We start from the raw sequence: 20,863 nt of genomic DNA, 5'->3' as shown, positions 1-20,863 counted from the left end.
CGGCCCGTGTCGGGTCATTGCTGGGCGGCCCGTCGCGGGCAGCCCGTGCAAGGATGGCGCGATGACCCTGATTGCTGATCTGACAGACCTGCTGGGCCCGGCCCATGTGCTAACTGGTGCCGATATGGACCGCCATGCGCAGGACTGGACCGGGAAGTATCCCGGCCAGCCGGTGGCGGTGGTGCGGCCCGGCGATACGGGCGAGGTTTCGGCCTGCCTGCGGCTGGCGGCGCGGCATGGGGTGGCCGTGGTGCCGGTCTCGGGCAATACCGGGCTGGTGGGCGGCACGTACACCCAAGGCGGTCTGCTGATCGCGCTGGAGCGGATGAACCGCATCCGCGATCTGAACCCGGTGACGCGGATTGCCACGGTGGAGGCGGGGGTGATCCTGTCGGCCCTGCATGACGCGGCGGCGGATCAGGGGCTGTATTTTCCGCTGTGGTTCGGTGCGCGTGGGTCGGCGATGATCGGCGGCGTGCTGTCGACCAATGCGGGCGGCTCGAACGTGCTGCGCTATGGCTCGACCCGGGCGTTGTGTCTGGGGCTGGAGGTGGTGCTGGCCGACGGGCGGGTGCTGAACCTGATGTCGTCGCTGCACAAGGACAACTCCGGCTACGCCTTGCGCGATCTGTTCATCGGGGCCGAGGGCACGCTGGGGATCATCACCGCAGCGGTGATGAAACTGGTCCCTGCCCCGCGCGCCTATGCCACGGCCACGCTGGCCCTGCGCAACCTTGCCGATGCGTCGGTGCTGCTCAACCGGCTGCAGGAGGCGTCGGGCGGGCTGGTGGAAGCGTTTGAATTCATGCCCGCCAGTTACATGCGGCGGCTGGCCGGGGTGCGGCCCGATCTGGGGCTGCCGTTTGCCGAGGTGCCGGAGGTGACGATCCTGACCGAGCTGGGCGCCACCGCGCCCGCGCTGTGTGACGCGGGCGAGGACGGGTCGGTGCCGCTGAGCGGGCTGCTGGAGGTCACGGTGGCGGCGCTCATGGAGGAAGGGTTGATCCTTGATGCCATCGTCGCGCAAAGCGAGGCGCAGCGCCGCGCGATGTGGGCGCGACGTGAGGCCGCAGCAGAGATCACCTTTGCGCGGCGGCCGTTTGTCGACACCGACATTGCCGTACCGCTGGACCGGGCGGCGGAGTTTCTGGCGGCGATCCACACGCGCCTGCAAGCGATAGATCAGGCGCATGAAGCCATGGTGGTGGCGCATATGGGCGATGGCAATCTGCACTTCACCGCCTTCCCGGTCGATGGCTCTGAGGCCACCTATGACCGTGTGATCACGATGATCGAGGATGTGGTGGCCGAGCTGCGCGGCAGCTTTTCGGCAGAGCATGGCGTGGGCCTGTCAAAGCTGTCGTCGATGGCGCGGCGCAAGGATGCGGTTGCGCTGGATGTGATGCGGGCGATCAAGGCGGCGCTGGACCCTGAGGGCAGGATGAACCCCGGCAAGGTCATTCCGACAGAAAGCACCCCCTGACGTGACCGCGCTGCAGACGGTTCTGGCAACGCCCGTGTTCAGGATGCTGGCGGGGGTGATCGGGCTGATGGGGCTGATCAACGCCTCGCTCTACCCCTATCAGTCACTGATCGGGATCGAGGTACTGGGCCTGTCCGAGCCGGTGTTTGCGCTGGTGCTTGTGCTGGCCTCGGTCGTGGCGGTGGTGACTTCGGTGCTGTTGGGCATTCTGTCGGACCAGAAGGCGAACCGGCGGCGGCTGGCGCTGATCACGGCGCTGATTGGCGCGGCGGGGACAGCGTTGATGGTGTTTGCACCCGGCCCGGTCAGTTTTGTCCTGAGCAACGGGATTCTGCTGCCGGTGGCCTCGTCGATCTTCGGTCAGGCCTTTGCGCTGAACCGGCTGGCCACACAGAGCCTTCCCGCACAGCGCGAGGGGATACAGGCGACGGTGCGGGCGGCGATGTCGGTGACGTTTCTGTTGATGCTGGTGTTCTGGACCTTTGCCTTTGGCAGGGGGGCGGATGTGATGCTGACCTATGCCACAGGCGGCGTGGCCAGTCTGGCGTTGCTGGCGCTGATCTGGGGCTGGTGGCCGCGTGACGGGCAGACCGGATGGGCCGACCAGCCTTCAGGCCTGCGGCTGGGGGCGGCACTGGCGCAGCTGGCGCGGCCAGAGGTGGCGTTGCGGCTGTTGTGCCTTGGCGCGGTGACCTCGGCGGGGGTGCTTTACATGATCCTCGCCGCGCTGGTGTTTTCCGAAACGGCGGGGCGCGATGCGGCGGATACTGCGCTGTACATCGGTATGGTGGCGGGGTGGGAGGTGCCGTTCATGCTGCTGCTGCCGCGCTATCTGGCGCATGTATCGCGGCCCAAGCTGATTTTCTGGGGCACCGTCCTGTATGTCAGTCACCTGATCGCGCTGCCGTTTCTGGCGGGGTCGGCGTGGATCTGGGCGATGACGCTGCCGGCGGGCCTGGGCGGGGTGGCGATGCTGATCCTGCCGATTTCCTATTATCAGGATCTGATGGTGGGGCGGCCCGGCACAGCGGCGTCGATGCTGGCGCTGCAAAAGCTGGTGGCAGATGTGATGGCGGCGCTGGCCTTCAGCGCGGGTGTCGCGATTGGCGGCTATGCGCTGACCGCCGCTCTGGGCGGCACCATTGCGATTGCGGGGGCCCTGGGGCTGTGGCTGGCGGATCGCAGGCGGGTCAGCCCGGATCTTGTGTAACCTGACGCAGCCATGCCAGCGCGGGCGGGATCGCCGCCACATCCTTTGACGGTTTGCTGAACCGGGCCACGGCACGGGCCAGCCCATCGAGCGGCGCAAGCAGCCGGGTCAGCCGCGCAACCGCGCGCCACAGCCCGGCGGGGGCGGCGGCGCGATAGGCGCTGATGGCGGCGTCAAGTTCCGCACCCGGAGTCATGCCCCGGTCGTTCGCGAACCAGCTGTGGACAAAGATAACCACATCCATGGCCCGCACAATGCGGCTGCGCTTGCGGTTGCGGAAGCGTTCCAGATCAATCATGCGCAACTGCCCCGCCTGCCAGCAGAAATCGCGCAAGGCCGGGCGGCCATGCGCGTAGCCCGCCCGGTGCAGCCCGGCCAGCGCCGCGCCTGCGGCGGCAAAGGCGGCGCTGCGGTCGGGCGCGGGGATTGTGGGATCCTTGATCAGCGCGGAAAGATTGGGGCCAAGGTCGGGCAACAGCAGGTAATCGGTGCCTTCGGCGATTACCTCGGGGACCGGCACGCCTTTGGCATGCAGCAGGTGCAGCGCCTCGCGTTCGGCGACAAAGGCCGACAGGCCATCACCCTTTTGCAGCCGCATCCGCCCTGTGGCCTGTTCCACCCGCTTGAGCCAGACCCGCCCGCCATCCGGCAAAGCAAGCGCCCGGATGCGTTGGGGGGGTTGGCGGAGCGCGGCCTGAAGGGCATAGGCCACGGGTTTTGGCAACGGGTGTGAATCAGAGTCGGACATCAGTGCAATGTAACACCAATGTAACAGAAGTTTAAGAGCCGGACGGCTTAACGCCAGCTGAAGAATCCGGCAGGGGCTTTTGACAGCAATTCCTCGGCCAGATCGGTGCCCAGCGCGGCTGCATCTGCGGCGGGGCCAGAGCGGCTGCCGGTGATCGATTCTGACCCGTCCGGGCGCAGGATTTCACCGCGCAGGTGCAGGCTTGCGCCGTCCAGCGTGGCCAGTCCGGCAATCGGAGTTTCGCAGGAGCCGTCCAGCCGGGCAAGCATGGCGCGTTCGGCGTTCAGGCGCAGGCCGGTGGGCGTGTCGTGAATCGCGTCCAGCAGGCTGGCGGTCCTGGCATCATTGCTGCGACGCTCGATCCCGATGGCCCCTTGGGCCACGGCGGGCAGCATCTCGTCCGTCTCGATTGCCGACCGGGCCATATGCGCCATGCCCAGCCGGTTGAGGCCCGCCATGGCAAGGAAGGTCGCGACGGCCACGCCATCCTGCAGCTTCTTCATCCGGGTCTGCACATTGCCGCGAAACTCGACCAGTTGCAGATCGGGGCGTTTCAGGCGCAGCTGCGCCCGGCGGCGCAGGCTGGAGGAGCCGACGACCGCGCCCTGCGGCAGATCGGCGAGACCGGCGACATGCGGGCTGACAAAGGCATCACGCACATCTTCACGCGGCAGGTAGCAATCGAGGATCAGGCCGTCGGGTTGCAGCGTCGGCATGTCTTTCATCGAATGCACCGCGATGTCGATGCTGCCATCCAGCAGCGCCTCTTCGATCTCGCGGGTGAACAGGCCCTTGCCGCCGATGTCTTTCAGCGCCTTGTCAAGAATCTGGTCGCCCATCACCTTGATCACGCAGATTTCAAACGCCGCTTCGGGCAGGTCGAACGCAGCCATCAGGCTGCGCCGCACCTCATGCGCCTGCCATAGGGCAAGGGGGGAACCACGGGTTCCGATCTTGAGGGGTTGGGCGGGGGTGGGCAGGTTTTGCATCATGGCTTCCGGCATACAACTGTCATCCTGGCCTGACAACTCTTGACAAGGCAAGGCGCACGTCGGACCCATGGGGCAAAGGAGCCCAGAATGACCGAAAAGACCATCCTTCGCGCGCTGAAAGGCGAGATTCTTCCGACGCCGCCGATCTGGATGATGCGTCAGGCGGGAAGATACCTGCCGGAGTATCGCGCGACACGGGCGCAGGCGGGCGACTTTTTGTCGCTGTGCTACAACCCCGATCTGGCCGCCGAGGTGACCTTGCAGCCGATCCGGCGCTATGGCTTTGACGCGGCGATCCTGTTTGCTGACATTCTGCTGTTGCCGCAGGCGCTGGGGCCGAAACTGTGGTTTGTCGAGGGCGAAGGCCCACGGATGGAGACCACCACAACCATGGCGCAGGTGCAGGCGCTGAAGCCGATTGAGGCGATCCATGACACGCTGTCGCCGGTCTATGAGACGGTGAAGATTCTGGCGCGGGAGCTGCCAAAGGAAACCACGCTGATCGGCTTTGCCGGGGCGCCGTGGACGGTGGCCACCTATATGATCGCCGGGCGCGGGTCGAAAAATCAGGGTGCCGCGCATGTGCTGAAAGCCTCGGACCGGGCGGCTTTTGTGGCGTTGATTGACATCATCACCGATGCGACGGTGCTGTATCTGTCGGAACAGGTAAAGGCCGGGGCCGAGGTGGTGAAGCTGTTTGACAGCTGGGCCGGAAGCCTGAAGGGCGCGGATTTCACCGATTTCGCGCTGAAACCGGCAGCAAAGATCATTGCCGCGCTGAAAACCCTGCACCCCGGCCTGCCGGTGATCGCCTTCCCGCGCGAGGCGGGGGAGGGGTATGTCGGCTTTGCCAAGGCGGTGGGGGCGGATTGCGTGGCGATCGACAATTCGGTGACCCCGGAATGGGCGGCCGAGCATGTGCAGCCGGGCGGCTGTGTGCAGGGCAACCTGTCGCCGGTGCATATGGTGACGGGCGGCGACGATCTGGTGCGCGAGACGCGGCGGGTGGTGGATGCGTTCCGCAAGGGTCCGCATATCTTCAACCTGGGCCATGGAATCACGCCGGATGCCGACCCGGACAATGTGCAGCGGATGATTGATACGGTGCGCAGCGCCTGAACCGTGGAGGGCGGGGAGACCCCCGCCCTACGCTGGTCTGGCCGGGGTGCCCGGTCGTTTGGCGCTGTTGCCGTGCATGGGTAGGGCGGGGTTCACCCCGCCTCTCGTTCCGTCGTCGTTCAGTCGTCGGCCAGAAGCGCCTGCCAGATCATCGCACCGATGGCGGCCCCGGCCAGCGGGGCAAGCCAGAACAGCCAGAGCTGTGCCAGTGCCGGGCCGTCGGCAAACAGCGCCACCCCGGTCGAGCGGGCCGGGTTGACCGAGGTGTTGGTGACCGGGATCGACACCAGATGGATCAGGGTCAGGCCAAGGCCGATGGCGAGCGGGGCAAAGCCTGCGGCGGCCCCTCTGGCGGTGGCGCCAAGGATGATGATCAGGAAAATGGCGGTCATCACCACCTCTGTCACCAGCGCTGCCGTCAGGCTGAACCCGCCGGGCGAGGCCGCGCCGTAGCCGTTGGAGGCAAAGCCCCCGACCCCGGCAAAGTCACCTTTGCCCGAGACGATCACATAGAGCACCAGCGCCGCCAGCACCGCACCCGCGACCTGTGCTGCCCAATAGGCGGGCAGGTGCTTCATCTCGAACCGGCCCGCAATGGCAAGGCCAAGGCTGACAGCGGGGTTGAAATGCCCGCCCGAGATGCCGCCCACGGCATAGGCCATGGTCAGCACGGTCAGACCAAAGGCCAGCGACACGCCCAAAAGGCCGATGCCGACATCGGGAAAGCCCGCGGCCAGAACCGCGCTGCCACATCCCCCCAACACCAGCCAGAACGTGCCGATCAATTCAGCAGACAGACGCTTTCTCATGATAATGGTTCCCTACACTGTTCCCTTTGGCGGGTCTGCTGCCCGCATGTCACAAGACATACGGTTGGCAGAGCCCTGTCGCCAAGAGATTTCAGCGCAGGTCAGAGGGGGAAAGATTCGCCAAACATGTCATGCAGGGCGGCCAGCGCCTGATCGGCATCTTCGGTCTGCGGGCCGATGCGGATGGCGACGGTGGCGGCCCAGCCAAAGCTGGCCACATGCTCGGGGCGGATGGTGATGGTCAACCCCTTGGCGTCGCGGGTGATACCTTGCACCGCGTCTTCGGCCCCGAAATCTTCGTCATTCACCGCGAACCAGACCGGCCCGCCGGTGAGCGGCTGACGGAACAGGGCGTAGGGTTCGTCCTCTTCCTCGCCCTGGGCGAAACCGATGAACAGAAACCCGTCTTCGTCATCTTCGACAACCGAGGCATAGGCGGCGTGGATGGTGATATCGGCCATGGGTCAAGTCCTTGTGAGTAGCCAGAGCGCCACGGCGACCAGCGCGAGGGCCATGATGCGCCGGGTTTGCCTGACGCGGTGGCCCTGTGCAAGCCATACTGCGGCAGTGCCAGCGGCGGTGACAATGGCGGCGTGAATCAGGGTGGCGATGGCGACAAAGGTGAAGGACAGCACCGACACTTCGGCAAAGCGAGCGGTGGGCGACAGAAAACCCGGCAGCACGGTGACAAAGAACACCGCCGCCTTTGGGTTCAGCAGGTTGGTGATCAGCCCGCGCCGGAACTGCGCCAGCGCAGAGGCCCCCGCCCCGGCACCGCCCTCTTCCGCCTCTGCCCCGCGCCAAGTCTGCCATGCGATCCAGAGCAGATAGGCAACCCCCGCCCAGCGCAAAGCCTGATACGCCAAAGGTTGCGCCTGCAGCAGCGCAGCAAGGCCCAACGCTGCCAGAAAGCCGATCAAGGCAAGGCCCAGACAGACGCCTGCCACAGCGGCATAACCAAGACGGCGGCCTTCGGTTGCCGCCAGCAGGGCCAGCCATGCCATATTCGGTCCCGGCGTCAGCTCGATCAGGAGTGAGGTCAGCGCAAAAGCCGGAAGCTGGGTCAGGTCCATTTGGCGATGGGCGGCAGGCTCATCAGCACGGCATTGGCGTCATGGCCGGTTTCCAGCCCGAATTTCGTGCCCCGGTCGTAAACGAGGTTGTACTCGGCATAAAGGCCCCGGTGGATCAGCTGTGTTTCTCGGTCGGCGTCTGTCCACGGCGTAGCGATGCGGCGTTCGGTCAGGGGCACAAAGGCGGGCAGAAAGGCGGAGCCGACGGCTTGGGTAAAGGCGAAATCGGCGTCCCACGTGTCAGACGCGGCACCGCCGGTGTTGAGGTCGTCGTAAAAGATGCCGCCCACCCCACGGGCGCGGCCCCGGTGCGGGACAAAGAAGTATTCATCGGCCCAGGCCTTGAAGCGCGGGTAATAGGCCGGGTCGTGGGCATCGCAGGCGCGCTGCATTTCGGCATGGAAATGCGCGGTATCCTCGGCATATTCCAGCGCCGGGTTCAGGTCGGCGCCACCGCCGAACCACCACGCATGCGGGGTCCAGAACATGCGGGTGTTCATGTGGACGGCGGGGCAATGCGGGTTGACCATATGGGCGACAAGGCTGATGCCCGAGGCCCAGAACCGCGGGTCACTTTCCATGCCCGGAACGCCACGCGCGGCCATCGCCTTTTGCGCGCGTTCGCCCAGCGTGCCGTGCACTTCGGAGACGTTGACGCCGATCTTTTCGAACACGCGGCCACCGCGCATCACGCTCATCAACCCGCCGCCGCCATCGGCGCGGGTGGTGGGGGTGACCTCGAACCGGCCGGGGGTTCCTGTGCCGTGGCTGTCCTCCAGCGCCTCGAAGGACGCCACGATCCGGTCACGCAGGGTGCGGAACCATGCCGCTGCGCGGGCCTTGCGGGCATCGAATTGGTCGGTCATTGGTTGCTCCCCTCGCCTGTTGCCTCTGCCTAGCAAATGCCCGCCCCCGCGCCAACATGGCATTTGCCGCAGCGGGGGCGTATAGTGAAGCCTTGGCAATACCGGAGGATTCCATGCGCCGCAGTCTGGTTGTTTTGTTGCTGCTTGCCGCTTGTGGCACCCCGCAAGAACGTTGCATCGCGCGCGAGACGCGGGATGTGCGGATCCTTGACCGGCTGATCGTGGAAAGCGAGGGCAATCTGGCGCGCGGCTACGCGCTGGAAGAGGTTACCACCTATCGCGACCGCTGGGTGCGCTGCCCGGTGACGCGCGAGACCCCGGTCGAAGGGCAACCGGCCCCTCCGCCGCCGCCACCCGAGATGTGCCTGCGCGAAGTGTCCGAGACAGTCACCCAACCAAAGGCGATTGACCTGCGGGCAGAGGCGCAGAAACTGGCATCGATGCGCGACAAGCGCGCGTCACTTGCACGTGCCGCAAGCCCGGCGATTGCACAGTGCAAGGCGCAATACCCGGAATGATCAGAAGGCGGGGATCACCACGCGGTCCAGCAGACCGCGCCCGCCATCCACCTGCAACACCTGCCCAGTCATGAAGCCGGAGGCATCGGAGGCCAGGAACTGCATCACCTCGGTCAGCTCATCCGGGGCGGCGATGCGTCCAAGGGGCGTGCCCCCCACAATGGCCTCGCGCCAGTCGGGGGTGTCCTTGAGCGCGGTTTTCAGGCTCGCGCTCATCACCGAGCCGATGGCGACGGCGTTGACGCGGATGCCCTTTGGCGCAAGCGCGACGGCGAGCGAACGGGTCATCTGATCGACGGCGGCAGAGGCCATCGAATAGCCCAGCAGGCCGGGCTGGGTCTTGCTGCCCGCGATCGACGAGATGTTGATGATCGCGCCGATCAGCGATTCCTCGGTACCCGATTTCTCGGCCTGGGCAATCATGCGTTTGGCGGTCATCTGCGACAGGCGCAGGCTGGTCATCACGTTTTCCTGCCAGAGCATTTCGACCGCATCATCCTCGGCGTTCAGCGGGTCGGAAATCGCCATGCGGCGGCTGGCGTTCACCAAGATATCCACCCGGTCAAAGGCGTCGATGGTGGCCGACAGCAGGTTGGCAATGGTCAGCTTTTCGCGCAGATCGCCGGTGAACATGCGGATCGACCCTTCGGCGCGGGCCTCTGCGCCCAATTCCGATTCGAGACAGGTCTCGTCGATGTCGACGAACATCACATTTGCGCCCTTGGCCTGAAAATGGCGGGCAACGGCAAGGCCAATGCCCTTTGCCGCGCCGGTCACAATGGCGGTCTTGCCGGAGATGGAGAGGGACATGCGAGCCTCAGTGTTGGGAAAGGGGATTAGCGCGCCCGGACCGGGTGGCTTGCGCGGGTCAGCCGGAAGGCAGAGTCATTGCCGATGTCTTCGACCTGACGGAACAGGGTGGTCAGCGGCTGATGATAGGGCAAATGGCGGTTGGCGACCAGCCAAAGGGTGCCATCAGGCACCAGCATCGACGCAGCTGCCCGCAAAAACGCCACACCCAGCGCCGGATCAGCGTCGCGCCCGGCGTGGAACGGCGGGTTCATCACGACCGCATGCGCCGGGCGCATCGGCTTGAAGCTGCGGGCATCGGCCCAGTGAAAGCGGGCGCGCGGGTCTTCGACATTGACCTGAGCGCAATCGAGCGCATCCTGCTCGGCCTCGACCACATCAAGCTCCGCCACCGAGGACCGGCTGAGGATGGCGCGGGACAGATAGCCCCAGCCAGCGCCAAGGTCGATGACGCGGGTGCCCAGCTTTTCCGGCAGGGCCTGCGCCAGCAGAACCGAACCCCGGTCGGGCGCGTCGGCAGAGAACATGCCCGGCAGGGTCTGGAACCCGCCTTCGATCAGGCGCGGGCGGGCATCCCAGCCGGTCAGATCAGCCCCGGCCTGCAACACAAAGATCTTGCCATGCGCCTTTGACAGCGGGCCGGACATGCTGAGCCCCATGGCGCGGCAGTCTTTGAGAATGCTGTCGATGCCATCGGTTTTCTGGCCATCCACCGCGACCGGGCCGCCCGGCACCACCTCGACCATTGCGCGCGAGATCAGCGCACGAGCGGCATCGCGCGAGCGCGGCAGGCAAACGACGGCGGCGGCATAGGGCGGCCCCTCGGCCGCCTGATAGCCACGCGCGTTGAACCATTCGGCATCGGGGCGAAAGCCGGTGGCGACATGGATGCGGGCGATGGAAATGCTGGACAGATCATCGCCTTCGCGCGGGCGATAGATCACAACCGGACCTTCGGGCGGCAAGACGAGGGCACCGCTTTCAAGAGCGAAATCAAGGCGTGTGGAGCGCATATATGTTCGGAACAGGCGCGGGGCCTATTCCTTCTCCATCGTGCATTGGAGGGGGTGCTGGTGGCGGCGGGCGAAATCCATCACCTGTGCGACCTTGGTTTCGGCCACCTCATGCGAGAATACGCCGACGACGGCGAGGCCCTTTTTGTGGACGGTCAGCATGATTTCAAACGCCTGTGCATGGTTGAGGCCAAAGAACCGTTCCAGCACATGCACCACGAATTCCATCGGTGTATAATCATCGTTCAGCAACATCACCTTGTACATCGGCGGGCGCTGTGTGCGGGTCTTGGTCTTGGTGAGCAGCCCCGCGTCATTGCCCGGCCCATCGGTCTTGTCCGACATGGAATGGGGAAAGTGGTTCACGGGCGGTGCCTCATGCAAGGGGGATTCGGAGGATTGGGTTCTGCGCGCAATATAGAGGTTTTTGGCCGTGGGGAAAGAGTGTCGCCCACAGGATTGCGACAAACAGGTAAAGCGGGCATGAAGATCCGCAGACGGAGGCCGCGATGACCCTGACCACAATCGGTTTTGATGCAGATGATACCTTGTGGCAGAACGAGGCGTTTTTCCGCCTGACACAAGAGCGGTTTGTCGCGCTTTTGAGCGATTATGCCGGTCACGATCACCTGCACGAGCGGTTGCTGGCGGCAGAACGGCGCAACCTCGGGCACTATGGCTTTGGCATCAAAGGTTTTGTGCTGTCGATGATCGAGACTGCGATTGAGGTGACCGATGGCCGGGTTCCTGCGTCTGTCATCAGCGATCTGATGGCGTCGGGGCGTGAGATGCTGCGCCACCCGATTGAACTACTGCCCCATGCGCGTGAGGCGGTGGAGTCACTGTCGGCGGATCACCGCGTGCTCTTGATCACCAAGGGCGATCTGCTGGATCAGGAGCGCAAGCTGGCGCAGTCGGGTCTGGGCGATTTGTTTGACGGGGTGGAGATCGTGTCGGACAAGACGCCGGGGGTCTATGCGGCGATCTTTGCCCGGCATGGCGTGGCGCCGGAACAGGCGATGATGGTGGGCAATTCACTGAAATCCGATGTCCTGCCGGTGCTGGATGTGGGCGGCTGGGGGGTGCATGTGCCGCATGGTTTGACCTGGGCGCTGGAGCATGCCGAGACGCCAGAGGGCCACACGCGGTTCCGCCAGTTGACCGATCTGGGCGGTCTGCCCGATCTGGTGGAAACGCTGCAAGGCAGCCACAAAATATAGGGCGCGGGGCAAAGCAATCGCCTGAATTATCACAACCTGAGGATAAACCGCAAAGCCCTTGAATTTCCGGGGTTTTGCGGAATCATCTGCTGTGCTAGCTTTGCCACAAATCACGCTCCATTCAAAAATCCGGGGCGGACCGAGGCAGAGCAAGGAACGACATCATGACAACGCTTCTGGGGCGTCATGCCCGCAATTTCGTTTGTCTGGTGGCATTTATCGTGGTGGCGGCCTGTTCGTCCCCACAGCCGTCAGGTGCAGCCCCCTATGCCGCGATTGTGCAGGATGCCCGCACGGGTGAAATCCTGCATGCCGAGAACGCCGATACGCGGCTGCATCCCGCCTCGCTGACCAAAATGCTGACGCTGTATATCACCTTTGATGAGATCCAGCGCGGGCGGTTGTCGCTGGACACGCTGGTCACGGTCACGAAGAATGCAGCGTCAAAACCACCGTCGCGGCTGGGGCTCAAGGCGGGGCAGAAAATTTCGGTCCGCTATCTGATCCGCGCTGCGGCCACCAAATCAGCCAATGATGCGGCCTCGGCTCTGGGCGACCATATCGGCGGGTCCGAGGCTGGATTTGCCAAGCGGATGGACGCGACGGCCAAAGCGCTGGGAATGCGCAATTCGACCTTCAAGAACGCGAACGGGCTGACGGCCAACGGGCATCTGTCGACGGCGCGCGACATGAACACGCTGGGGCGGCGGCTGTTTTACGATTTCCCGCAGTATTACAACATCTTCTCGCGGCGCTCGACCGATGCCGGCGTGGCGCAGGTGCGCAACACCAACAGCCGGTTTCTGGACGCCTATACTGGCGCGGACGGCATCAAGACCGGCTTTACCAATGCCGCCGGATTCAACCTGACTGCTTCGGCTGAGCGCGGGAATGTGCGGATTGTTGCAACGGTGTTTGGCGGGGCCTCGACTGCGGCGCGCAATGCCAAGGTGGCGCAACTGCTGGATCTGGGCTTCAAGCGCGCCCCGGCGAATGCGCCGACCAACGTGCCGCCGGTGCCTTCCTATTCGGCAGATGTAGAGGCGGCGCTGATGGCGCAGGCCGATCCGCTTCCCGAAGTGGAGGGTGGCGCGGGCAAGACGATTCGCCTGCAGACGGCGGTTGCGAAATCGCCGCGTCCGGTGACCCGCCCGGATGCGGGCAAGGTGGCTGCGGCTGAGGTGGCCGTGGCCGCGATCGAAGACAGTATCGCTGCGGCCCTGGCCGAAGCGGTCGGCGGGCCTGCGCCTGCGGGCACGATGGACGCGCAAGCGGTGGCTGCGGCTTCAGCTGCGGTTGAGCCACCGGCGATTGCCCCCCCGCCCGCACGACCAGAGACGCTGGTGGCAGAAGTGGCCCCGGAAAGTGCGCCGGAAATTCCTGCAGAAGTGGTGGTTGCCGCTGCGCCGGAAGTGGTCCCGGAACCGGGCACGCTGGAGGCGCAGGCGGTGGCGATGGCCGCCGAGCCGACGCTGGACGCGCAGGCAGAACAGTTTGCCGCCCTGCCTGATTCTGCCCTGCCCGGAGATGAGCTGATGGTGACCGAACCGATGCAGGTGGCGGCAGTGCTTGCGCCGGCAGCCTCGGCGCCGCCAAAGCGCAATGCGCCGATCTTTGACCGCGTGGCAGATGCACCGCAGGCGCGTGCGGTGGAGGAGCCGGTGGTGATCCGGCTTTCCACCTCGAACGCGCGGCATTGGGGCGTGCATCTGGGCAAGTTCAACTCGCGCTCTTCGGCGGAGCGGTTGCTGCTGAAAACCCAGCTGGCCGAGAGTGCGATCCTGAATGACGGGTTGCGCAAGGTGGTGCAGCGCGGCGGTGGCTATGACGCCAATTTCATGGGGCTGACGCAGGATCAGGCAGACCTTGCCTGCCGCCGGTTGCAGGCCCGTGCGGTGCAATGCTTTGCGATCGGGCCGTAAACGATGAGCGGATTTGTCTTTGCCCCCCCTGCCCCGGTTGGTCTGGCGATTGCCGGAACCTCGGACCGCTTTCCAGTGCGGCGGATTTTCTGCGTCGGGCGCAATTATGCCGAACATGCCCGCGAGATGGGGCATGATCCGAATGCCGAGCCGCCGTTTTTCTTTACCAAGCCCGCCGATGCGGTGGTGGCGGGGGGCAGCACGATTCCCTATCCGCCCGCGACCGCCGATCTGCACCATGAGGCCGAGTTGGTGGTCGCCTTGGGCCGGGGCGGGGTCATGCTGTCCGAGGCTGAGGCCGAAGCCCTGATCTGGGGCCATGCGGCGGGCAATGATCTGACCCGGCGCGATATGCAGGCGCAGGCCAAGGCGGCGCGGCGGCCCTGGGATATGGCCAAGGGCTTTGACCGCTCTGCCGTGATCGGTACGTTGCGGCGCGGCCCGGTGGCGGCCGATGCGATGATTCGCTGTCTGGTGGATGGCGACGTGCGGCAAGAGGCGCGGTTGTCAGACATGATCTGGCCGGTGCCTGCGGTGATCGCCTATCTGTCGCGGCTGGTCGAACTGGCCCCCGGCGATCTGATCATGACCGGCACGCCTGCGGGCGTGGGGCCGGTTGCGCGCGGGCAGGTCTGCACGGTGACGATTGACGGGCTGGAGCCTGCGGCGGTCACGATTTCCTGACGTCGGGCGCGTCGGGCTTTGGCTTGTCGTCATATTCTTTGGTGAGGATCCGGTTGGCGTCGCCTTCGGGGTCGTCGAATTGCTTGGTGCGCATCGCCCAGAAAAACGCGGCGAGGCCGAGGCCGCCGAGGATCAGTGAGACCGGGATCAGCAGTCCGAGAATTTCCATTACTTCAGCCTTAGCGCGTTGAGCGAGACGGTGATCGACGACAGCGACATCGCCAGTGCCGCCGCGAGCGGGGTGGCGAGGCCGACCAGCGCCAGCGGCACCGCGACCACGTTGTACAGAGCAGAGATGCCAAAGTTCTCACGGATACGCCGGGTTGACTGGCCCGCGATGCGGACAGCATCGGCAATCGGCGACATATCCTGCCCCAACAGCACGATGTCAGACGCCACCCGCGCCGCATCGAGCGCCGAGGCGGGGGAGATCGAAACATGGGCCGAGGCGAGGGCTGCGGTGTCGTTCAGCCCGTCGCCGACCATCAGCACGCGGCGGCCCTGCGCGGTCAGGCTGGCCACGGCCTGCGCCTTCTCGGCCGGCAGCGCGCCTGCTGTCCAGTCGGTGATGCCCAGACGGTCGGCCAGTTCGCGCACAGCACCCGCCACGTCGCCGGAGATCAGCTTGATGTCCATGCCTTGGGCCTTCAGCGCGGCGATGGCGGTTTCGGCACCGGGGCGCAGGCGGTCGGCGAAGGTAAAGGCGCGAGGGGTGCCGGTGCCGGTGCACAGGTAGGTGGCGGTCACGTCCAGCCCCTCCCCGCCGCACCATCCGGCGCGGCCAAGGCGGACGCGGGTGCCCTTCCAGACCCCCTCAACGCCGTAACCCGGCACTTCGCGGATGTCTTCGACCCGTTCCGGGCGCAGGCCAGCGCGACGCGCGGCATCGGCCAGCGCCATGGCCAGCGGGTGCGACGAGGCCCCGGCGAGGGCATAGGCAACTTCCTGAGCGCTGCGCGGATGGGTGTCCATGTTGGTCAGCTCCGGCGCGCCCATCGTCAGGGTGCCGGTCTTGTCGAACACCACGGTATCGACCTCGGCCAGACGCTCCAACGCGGTGCCCTGCTTGATCAACAGGCCCTTGCGGAACAGGCGGCCAGAGGCGGAGGTGACTACGGCGGGCACGGCAAGGCCTAGGGCGCAGGGGCAGGTGATGATCAGCACGGCAGCAGAGATGTTGACGGCATAGCGCAGATCGCCGCCGGTCTTCCACATCCAGAAGCCAAAGGCGGCAAAGGACAGGATATGCACCAGCGGCGAATAGAGCGCCGACGCTCGCTCAGCGAGGCTGGTGTATTTCGTGCGGGCGGATTCGGCCACTGCCACCAGATCGGCCATGCGGTGCAAACTGCTGTCCTTGCCCGCCGCGGTCACCCGCAGGGTCAGTGGGCCGGTGAGGTTCACCTCGCCCGCCGAGACGACCGAGCCGACTCCGGCATAAGCGGGAAGCGATTCGCCGGTCAGGAGCGAGCGGTCGAGTTCGGATGTGCCATCTGTCACCACACCATCAACCGGCATCCGGCCACCGGGGCGGACACGGACCAGATCGCCCACGGCGACCTCGGTGATGCTGACAACCGTTTCCACCCCGTCGCGCAGGACGGCGGCGCGTGGCACCTCAAGTGCTGCCAGTTCCTCGGCGGCAGAGCGGGCGACCGCACGGGTGCGGTGGTCAAGATAGCGGCCCAAGAGCAGGAAAAACGTCAGCATCACAGCGGCGTCGAAATAGGCGTGATGGCCCGACATCCAGGTTTCAAACAACGAGATCGACGAGGCGAGGATCAGGGCGAGACTGATCGGCACATCCATGCCAAGCCGACCCGCGCGCAAGCTGCGCCATGCGGATTTGAAAAACGGCTGTCCGGAAAAGACCACGGTGGGCAGCGCGATGGCGGCGGAGATCCAGTGGAACATGTCGCGCGTGGCATCCTCGGCCCCGGACCAGACGGCGACCGACAACAGCATGATGTTCATCATGGAAAAGAACGCCACACCCAGCCGCATCAGCAGGTCGCGGCCCTGACGGTCGGTTTCGGTACTGGACAACAGGCCGGGGTCCAGCTCATGCGCCTCGTACCCTGCGCTGGCGGCGGCGGCGATCAGGGTGTCGGCGGTGACCGATGGCTCTGCCTCGACGCTGATCCGCTTGAGCGTCAGGTTCAGCCGGGCCGAGGTGACGCCGGGAACCGCGCTCATCGCCTGTTCCAGCGTCGAGATGCACAGCGCGCAATGCGCCAGCGGCACTGACAGCATCAGCCGGGCACTGGTGGGCTGCGCCATCTGTGCCAGACGCTCGGCCGACGGGGCGGCGACGCAGGCCGGGCAGGCCGACAGGCTGGCGCGCATCGGTTCACCCTGATCGAGAGGTCCGGCGGCGAGGGTCATGGGGTCAGCCTTTCACCAGAATGCCGACGCGCTGCGAAAACAGCGTGCCATCGACGGCGCGGGCCTCGACCCGCAAGAGCCATTTGCCGGGTTCCAGATCAATCGGCGTGGTCCAGAGATTGGCGGCATAGATGAACTCCGGAGTCTGGTCATCACGCGCGGCGGTGGAGCGCCCGATCAGCACCGACAGGTCCGAGAGCTGGGCCGGTTGACCATCGGCATCGGTGAAAGCCAGATAGAGCCTGCGGTCGGCGGCATCATAGTCCGGCGTCATCGTCCAGTTCAGGTCTTTCTGAGCCGTGCGAATGGTGTCGAACTGCTGGCTGGCGACATAGGAGTTTTTCACCTCCAGCCCCGGAAAGGTGCTGACGGCTTTGTAGGCCATCAGGAAATTGACGGCGATGATCACGCCAAAGAAGCTGACCATGACGATGGCCATCTTGCGCCCGGTGAATTCCGACATTTATTCATCCTTTCCGTTGAACACGGTATCATGATGGACCCGGTTCGTGGTGCCCAGTTCTTCGAACCACATCCTGACCTGAGTGCGGTCGGTGGTGGCGGGTTCTGACCCGCGCGGCGCGTTCAGATAGACCCGCTGCGACAGGGTTTCATTGGCATTGACGGTGACCGACAGGCCCGACAGCCCTTCCAGCTCGGCATTCAGGCCGGTGTCGAAGGGCACCGAGATGGTGAACACCGCATCCGCACCCTGCTTGTTGCGCAAGCGCACGTCATAGGCGTTACGAATGGTCCCGTCAGACAGGGTGACAAAGGTGGGGTTGCGCACCGGAGTCACGTTGACATCAATCGGCGAGCGCAGGAACAGGGCCACGATCAGCCCGATGCCGACCCCGGCCCAAAGCACGGTATACAGGATGGTGCGGGGGCGGAACACGTGTTTCCACACCGATTTCGCCTTTGCCCCGGCGCGTTCGGCGGTCTCGTCCGTCAGCGCCAGATAGCCGATCAGATCGCGCGGGCGGCCGATCTTGTCCATCGTGTCGTTGCAGGCGTCGATGCACAGCCCGCAGGTGATGCAGGCCAGTTGCTGACCATCGCGGATGTCGATGCCCATCGGGCAGACGTTGACGCAGGCCATGCAGTCGATGCAATCGCCCTGCCCTTCCGCTATGGCGCCCTTTTGCAGCTTGCCACGCGGCTCGCCGCGCCAGTCGCGATAGCCGATGGTCAGTGTGTCTTCGTCCATCATCGCGGCCTGAATGCGCGGCCAGGGGCAGGCGTAGATGCAGATCTGTTCGCGGGCGAATCCGCCAAAGGCAAAGGTGGTGCCAGTCAGGATCAGGATGGTGAGGTAGGCTATGGCGCTGGCTTGCCCGGTGAACAGATCAACCATCAGCGTCGGCGCATCAGTGAAGTAGAACACCCATGCCCCGCCGGTCGCCATGGCAATCAGGAACCATGCTGTCCATTTCACCGCGCGCTTGCGGGCCTTTTCGGCATCCCATTTCTGGCGGTGCAGACGGATGCGGGCGTTGCGGTCGCCCTCGACCCAGCGTTCGACCAGAATGAACAGATCGGTCCAGACCGTTTGCGGACAGGCATAACCGCACCAGACCCGCCCGGCGGCAGAGGTGAACAGGAACAGGCCAAGGCCCGCCATGACCAGAAGACCGGCGACAAAGTAGAACTCGTGCGGCCAGATCTCGATCATGAAGAAAAAGAACCGCCGATGCGCCAGATCGAGCAAAACCGCCTGATCGGGCAAGCTGGGACCACGGTCCCACCGTATCCACGGGGTGATGTAGTAGATGCCCAGCATCAGCGCCATCAGCCACCACTTCAGGTTGCGGAAGGTGCCCGAGACGCGACGCGGAAAGATCGGCTCGCGCGCGGCGTAAAGGCTGGGGGGGTCGGTGGCTTCTGGGGTGCTCACAACGTGGCTCCGATCTTTGGCTTATTCGGGTCTTTCCTACGCCGGGGCGTCTGGCAAGACATTGACCTGTATCAAAATGCGCGGCGCAGATGCAGGTTTCGATGTGGCAGATAGGCGCGAGGGCCTGGAGACACTGGAAAAGCAGGGGGGAGTGACGGAAAGCCGCATCAGGTCTGATGCGGCCGGACACAAGAGATCTGCCGCCGCGGGGCAGATGAAAACCCCCGGACAAGGAGCGCCTTGTCCGGGGAACGCCACTCGTTACTGACCACCACCGCGGCTGTGGACATAAAGTGCCACAGCGCGGATCTCGTCCTCGGTCAGCTTGGTGTTCCAGCCCGGCATCACGCCAAAACGGGCATTGACGACGGAATAGGTGATCGCATCACGCGACCCGCCATAAAGCCAGATCGCATCGGCCAGATTCGGAGCACCTTGATTGATGTCGCCGGTGCCGTCTTCCATATGGCAGGCAGAGCAGTTGTCGAGAAACACTGTCTCGCCCGCTGTGGCGAGCGTGGCGTCATGGTCCTGCCCCGAAAGTTTCAGGACATATTCAACCACCTCGGCGATCTGGGGCTTTTCCAGCAATTCGTCGGCCCCGAAACGCGGCATCTCGGAATAGCGCGCGTCAGGGTGGGTGGTGTTGCGGATGCCGTGGGTGATCGTGGTCTGGATGCTTTCGACATCGCCGCCCCAGAGCCAGTCATCATCCAGCAGGCTCGGATAGCCCTTGCCCTCGATCCCGTTGGCACCCGACCCGTGACAGGTGGTGCAATTGGTCCGGAACACGGCGGCCCCGGCATTCTGGGCAAAGGACATCAGCTCGGGATTGGCGGAAACGGTTGTCATGTCCGCGTCAACCAGAGCCTGTTTGATGGTGGCGTTCGCATCATCGAACTGCTTGATCTCGGCAGCCACATCTGCACGGGTAGAGGCCCCAAGCAGACCCGGTGTGGCCCCCTTGATCAGCGGCCATGCCGGATAGGCGATGGAATAGCCGATGCCCCAGACGATGGTGGCGTAAAACACCCAGACCCACCAGCGCGGCATCGGGTTGTCCAGCTCTTCGATCCCGTCCCAGACGTGGCCGGTGGTCGGCACCTCGGCTGGTTTTTGCGTTACCTTCTTGGCGCACATGCTGTCACGCCTCCTTCACGTGGGCCTTGGGGTCATCCCCATCGGCGGGTTTTTTGTCATTGCGGAAGATGGAGTTGGCCACTTCGTCATGCACCTTGCGACTGCCGGGGCGGAAGGCCCAGAAAACCACGCCAAGGAAGAACAAAAACAGCGACAACAACGCCCAACTGTCGGCAAACTCACGCAGAAAGCTGTAGGTTTCCATATCCCCCCCTTAGCGGCTGGCGTCGGGCGTGAAGGTCGAGAAATCGACCATCGTGCCGAGGACTTGCATATAGGCGATCAGCGCATCGGCTTCGGTCAGCTGGGGCTGGCCGTCAAAGTTGCGCACGTTGACATCGGCACCGTTGGGCACTGCCGCCGCGCCATAGCGCGATTGCAGGCCAGAGGAGTCGCCGTTCGGATCGGCTTGCGCCACGAAATCGGCCTGCGCATTGGCGATCATGTCTTCGGTATAAGGCACACCGACGATGGCGTGGGTTTTGACCACGCTTTCGATGTACTTGCCGTCAATCTCGCGATTGAACAGGAAGCCATAGGGCGGCATCACCGATTCCGGCACCACCGATTTGGCATCGGTAAAGTGATCCTGATGCCATTCATCGGAATAGCGCCCGCCCACACGGGCCAGATCGGGCCCGGTCCGTTTGGACCCCCACTGGAACGGGTGATCATACATCGACTCTGCCGCCAGGCTGTAATGGCCATAGCGTTCGACCTCGTCGCGCATCGGGCGGATCATCTGGCTGTGGCAGCCATAGCAGCCTTCGCGGATGTAGATGTCGCGCCCGGTCAGTTCCAGCGGGGTGTAGGGGCGAACCCCTTCGACCTTTTCGATCGTGTTCTCAAGGTAGAACAGAGGAACGATCTGGACCAGACCGCCAATGGACACAACCAGCAGGCTGAGCACCATCAACAGCGTGGCATGGGTTTCGATTGCTTTGTGTTTGTCAAGAAAAGCCATTGTCCTGCCC

Annotated in this window: 23 protein-coding genes; 7 read left to right on the top strand and 16 right to left on the bottom strand. The window is 64.7% G+C overall.

Annotated elements, in window-relative coordinates; all coding sequences use genetic code 11:
• Positions 1-61: 61 nt before the first annotated feature.
• The gene (locus tag D1012_RS05205) at positions 62-1,483 is read left to right on the top strand and encodes an FAD-binding oxidoreductase (RefSeq protein ID WP_118150284.1); all 1,422 of its coding nucleotides are present in this window, start codon (positions 62-64) and stop codon (positions 1,481-1,483) included.
• 1 nt (position 1,484) lies between these two features.
• Positions 1,485-2,693 carry an MFS transporter gene (locus D1012_RS05200; RefSeq protein WP_118150283.1) on the top strand — a complete coding sequence of 403 codons (1,209 nt, stop codon included), beginning with the start codon at positions 1,485-1,487 and terminating at the stop codon, positions 2,691-2,693.
• Here the strand turns inward: D1012_RS05200 and D1012_RS05195 are convergent.
• A complete protein-coding gene (locus D1012_RS05195) occupies positions 2,674-3,441 on the bottom strand; it encodes a phosphotransferase (RefSeq protein WP_118150282.1) in 768 nt (255 codons plus the stop codon). The genes D1012_RS05200 and D1012_RS05195 overlap by 20 nt on opposite strands.
• A gap of 47 nt (positions 3,442-3,488) precedes the next feature.
• Complete coding sequence (hemC, locus tag D1012_RS05190) at positions 3,489-4,433, bottom strand: hydroxymethylbilane synthase (RefSeq protein ID WP_118150566.1); 945 nt, start codon at positions 4,431-4,433, stop codon at positions 3,489-3,491.
• 87 nt (positions 4,434-4,520) lie between these two features.
• Here hemC and hemE point away from each other — a divergent pair, with 87 nt between their 5' ends.
• Positions 4,521-5,552 carry a uroporphyrinogen decarboxylase gene (gene hemE / locus D1012_RS05185; protein WP_118150281.1) on the top strand — a complete coding sequence of 344 codons (1,032 nt, stop codon included), beginning with the start codon at positions 4,521-4,523 and terminating at the stop codon, positions 5,550-5,552.
• Positions 5,553-5,671: 119 nt separating this feature from the next.
• Here the strand turns inward: hemE and aqpZ are convergent, their stop codons facing one another.
• The 4 genes from aqpZ to hemF all read right to left on the bottom strand — a co-directional run bounded on the left by aqpZ (position 5,672) and on the right by hemF (position 8,300).
• Positions 5,672-6,361 (bottom strand): aquaporin Z, encoded by a 690-nt coding sequence (gene aqpZ / locus D1012_RS05180; protein WP_118150280.1) that lies wholly within the window; start codon positions 6,359-6,361, stop codon positions 5,672-5,674.
• 101 nt (positions 6,362-6,462) lie between these two features.
• Positions 6,463-6,822 carry a hypothetical protein gene (locus tag D1012_RS05175; RefSeq protein ID WP_118150279.1) on the bottom strand — a complete coding sequence of 120 codons (360 nt, stop codon included), beginning with the start codon at positions 6,820-6,822 and terminating at the stop codon, positions 6,463-6,465.
• Between the two features lie 3 nt (positions 6,823-6,825).
• Positions 6,826-7,434 carry a LysE family translocator gene (locus D1012_RS05170; protein ID WP_199489440.1) on the bottom strand — a complete coding sequence of 203 codons (609 nt, stop codon included), beginning with the start codon at positions 7,432-7,434 and terminating at the stop codon, positions 6,826-6,828.
• Positions 7,425-8,300, bottom strand: coding sequence for an oxygen-dependent coproporphyrinogen oxidase (gene hemF, locus D1012_RS05165; protein ID WP_118150278.1), 876 nt, complete (start codon positions 8,298-8,300; stop codon positions 7,425-7,427). The genes D1012_RS05170 and hemF overlap by 10 nt, the downstream gene beginning before the upstream one ends.
• A gap of 113 nt (positions 8,301-8,413) precedes the next feature.
• On the opposite strand from hemF, the gene D1012_RS05160 reads away from it, so the two are divergent.
• A complete protein-coding gene (locus D1012_RS05160; protein ID WP_118150277.1) occupies positions 8,414-8,818 on the top strand; it encodes a hypothetical protein in 405 nt (134 codons plus the stop codon).
• Here the strand turns inward: D1012_RS05160 and D1012_RS05155 are convergent, their stop codons facing one another.
• The 3 genes from D1012_RS05155 to clpS are packed head-to-tail and all read right to left on the bottom strand — an operon-like array spanning position 8,819 to position 10,986.
• Positions 8,819-9,628: an SDR family NAD(P)-dependent oxidoreductase gene (locus D1012_RS05155; RefSeq protein ID WP_118150276.1), complete on the bottom strand. Its 810-nt coding sequence runs from the start codon at positions 9,626-9,628 to the stop codon at positions 8,819-8,821.
• Positions 9,629-9,654: 26 nt separating this feature from the next.
• Positions 9,655-10,641 (bottom strand): class I SAM-dependent methyltransferase, encoded by a 987-nt coding sequence (locus tag D1012_RS05150; RefSeq protein WP_118150275.1) that lies wholly within the window; start codon positions 10,639-10,641, stop codon positions 9,655-9,657.
• Between the two features lie 24 nt (positions 10,642-10,665).
• Entirely contained in the window at positions 10,666-10,986 is a 321-nt protein-coding gene (gene clpS, locus D1012_RS05145) for an ATP-dependent Clp protease adapter ClpS (RefSeq protein WP_100196244.1), read from the bottom strand.
• Between the two features lie 164 nt (positions 10,987-11,150).
• Between clpS and D1012_RS05140 the strand changes: the two genes are divergently transcribed.
• The 3 genes from D1012_RS05140 (at position 11,151) to D1012_RS05130 (ending at position 14,467) form a co-directional block, all read left to right on the top strand.
• Positions 11,151-11,861, top strand: coding sequence for an HAD family hydrolase (locus D1012_RS05140; RefSeq protein WP_118150274.1), 711 nt, complete (start codon positions 11,151-11,153; stop codon positions 11,859-11,861).
• Positions 11,862-12,025: 164 nt separating this feature from the next.
• Entirely contained in the window at positions 12,026-13,783 is a 1,758-nt protein-coding gene (locus D1012_RS05135) for a D-alanyl-D-alanine carboxypeptidase family protein (RefSeq protein WP_118150273.1), read from the top strand.
• Positions 13,784-13,786: 3 nt separating this feature from the next.
• Positions 13,787-14,467: a fumarylacetoacetate hydrolase family protein gene (locus D1012_RS05130; RefSeq protein WP_118150272.1), complete on the top strand. Its 681-nt coding sequence runs from the start codon at positions 13,787-13,789 to the stop codon at positions 14,465-14,467.
• Here D1012_RS05130 and ccoS read toward each other — a convergent pair.
• The 7 genes from ccoS to ccoO all read right to left on the bottom strand — a co-directional run bounded on the left by ccoS (position 14,454) and on the right by ccoO (position 20,853).
• On the bottom strand, positions 14,454-14,636 hold the full coding sequence (gene ccoS / locus D1012_RS05125) for a cbb3-type cytochrome oxidase assembly protein CcoS (RefSeq protein WP_118150271.1): 183 nt from the start codon (positions 14,634-14,636) through the stop codon (positions 14,454-14,456). The two genes, D1012_RS05130 and ccoS, sit on opposite strands and share 14 nt — an antisense overlap.
• Positions 14,636-16,852, bottom strand: coding sequence for a heavy metal translocating P-type ATPase (locus tag D1012_RS05120; RefSeq protein ID WP_118150270.1), 2,217 nt, complete (start codon positions 16,850-16,852; stop codon positions 14,636-14,638). Before D1012_RS05120 ends, ccoS begins: the two co-directional genes overlap by 1 nt.
• Before the next feature lie 4 nt (positions 16,853-16,856).
• Entirely contained in the window at positions 16,857-17,315 is a 459-nt protein-coding gene (locus D1012_RS05115) for a FixH family protein (protein ID WP_118150269.1), read from the bottom strand.
• The gene (gene ccoG / locus D1012_RS05110) at positions 17,316-18,749 is read right to left on the bottom strand and encodes a cytochrome c oxidase accessory protein CcoG (RefSeq protein ID WP_118150268.1); all 1,434 of its coding nucleotides are present in this window, start codon (positions 18,747-18,749) and stop codon (positions 17,316-17,318) included. It abuts the gene before it with no gap.
• A gap of 261 nt (positions 18,750-19,010) precedes the next feature.
• Positions 19,011-19,889, bottom strand: a complete 879-nt coding sequence (ccoP, locus tag D1012_RS05105; protein ID WP_118150267.1) for a cytochrome-c oxidase, cbb3-type subunit III — start codon at positions 19,887-19,889, stop codon at positions 19,011-19,013.
• A 4-nt stretch (positions 19,890-19,893) separates the two neighbouring features.
• Entirely contained in the window at positions 19,894-20,094 is a 201-nt protein-coding gene (locus D1012_RS05100) for a cbb3-type cytochrome c oxidase subunit 3 (RefSeq protein ID WP_118150266.1), read from the bottom strand.
• A 9-nt stretch (positions 20,095-20,103) separates the two neighbouring features.
• Positions 20,104-20,853 (bottom strand): cytochrome-c oxidase, cbb3-type subunit II, encoded by a 750-nt coding sequence (gene ccoO, locus D1012_RS05095; protein ID WP_118150265.1) that lies wholly within the window; start codon positions 20,851-20,853, stop codon positions 20,104-20,106.
• Positions 20,854-20,863: the final 10 nt, after the last annotated feature.

It is taken from the genome of Pseudotabrizicola alkalilacus (assembly GCF_003443995.1).
GTDB classification, from domain to species: Bacteria; Pseudomonadota; Alphaproteobacteria; order Rhodobacterales; family Rhodobacteraceae; genus Pseudotabrizicola; species Pseudotabrizicola alkalilacus.
Note: the sequence above shows the minus strand (reverse complement) of the source record. Positions and strands in the feature narration are given on the sequence as shown.

Excerpts from the sequence above, each read along its gene's own strand:
- D1012_RS05205 (WP_118150284.1), top strand. The coding sequence starts at position 62 with ATGACCCTGATTGCTGATCTGACAGACCTGCTGGGCCCGGCCCATGTG.
- D1012_RS05195 (WP_118150282.1), bottom strand. The coding sequence starts at position 3,441 with ATGTCCGACTCTGATTCACACCCGTTGCCAAAACCCGTGGCCTATGCC.
- hemC (WP_118150566.1), bottom strand. The coding sequence starts at position 4,433 with ATGATGCAAAACCTGCCCACCCCCGCCCAACCCCTCAAGATCGGAACC.
- hemE (WP_118150281.1), top strand. The coding sequence starts at position 4,521 with ATGACCGAAAAGACCATCCTTCGCGCGCTGAAAGGCGAGATTCTTCCG.
- aqpZ (WP_118150280.1), bottom strand. The coding sequence starts at position 6,361 with ATGAGAAAGCGTCTGTCTGCTGAATTGATCGGCACGTTCTGGCTGGTG.
- D1012_RS05175 (WP_118150279.1), bottom strand. The coding sequence starts at position 6,822 with ATGGCCGATATCACCATCCACGCCGCCTATGCCTCGGTTGTCGAAGAT.
- D1012_RS05170 (WP_199489440.1), bottom strand. The coding sequence starts at position 7,434 with ATGGACCTGACCCAGCTTCCGGCTTTTGCGCTGACCTCACTCCTGATC.
- hemF (WP_118150278.1), bottom strand. The coding sequence starts at position 8,300 with ATGACCGACCAATTCGATGCCCGCAAGGCCCGCGCAGCGGCATGGTTC.
- D1012_RS05160 (WP_118150277.1), top strand. The coding sequence starts at position 8,414 with ATGCGCCGCAGTCTGGTTGTTTTGTTGCTGCTTGCCGCTTGTGGCACC.
- D1012_RS05155 (WP_118150276.1), bottom strand. The coding sequence starts at position 9,628 with ATGTCCCTCTCCATCTCCGGCAAGACCGCCATTGTGACCGGCGCGGCA.
- D1012_RS05150 (WP_118150275.1), bottom strand. The coding sequence starts at position 10,641 with ATGCGCTCCACACGCCTTGATTTCGCTCTTGAAAGCGGTGCCCTCGTC.
- clpS (WP_100196244.1), bottom strand. The coding sequence starts at position 10,986 with ATGTCGGACAAGACCGATGGGCCGGGCAATGACGCGGGGCTGCTCACC.
- D1012_RS05140 (WP_118150274.1), top strand. The coding sequence starts at position 11,151 with ATGACCCTGACCACAATCGGTTTTGATGCAGATGATACCTTGTGGCAG.
- D1012_RS05135 (WP_118150273.1), top strand. The coding sequence starts at position 12,026 with ATGACAACGCTTCTGGGGCGTCATGCCCGCAATTTCGTTTGTCTGGTG.
- D1012_RS05130 (WP_118150272.1), top strand. The coding sequence starts at position 13,787 with ATGAGCGGATTTGTCTTTGCCCCCCCTGCCCCGGTTGGTCTGGCGATT.
- ccoS (WP_118150271.1), bottom strand. The coding sequence starts at position 14,636 with ATGGAAATTCTCGGACTGCTGATCCCGGTCTCACTGATCCTCGGCGGC.
- D1012_RS05120 (WP_118150270.1), bottom strand. The coding sequence starts at position 16,852 with ATGACCCTCGCCGCCGGACCTCTCGATCAGGGTGAACCGATGCGCGCC.
- D1012_RS05115 (WP_118150269.1), bottom strand. The coding sequence starts at position 17,315 with ATGTCGGAATTCACCGGGCGCAAGATGGCCATCGTCATGGTCAGCTTC.
- ccoP (WP_118150267.1), bottom strand. The coding sequence starts at position 19,889 with ATGTGCGCCAAGAAGGTAACGCAAAAACCAGCCGAGGTGCCGACCACC.
- D1012_RS05100 (WP_118150266.1), bottom strand. The coding sequence starts at position 20,094 with ATGGAAACCTACAGCTTTCTGCGTGAGTTTGCCGACAGTTGGGCGTTG.
- ccoO (WP_118150265.1), bottom strand. The coding sequence starts at position 20,853 with ATGGCTTTTCTTGACAAACACAAAGCAATCGAAACCCATGCCACGCTG.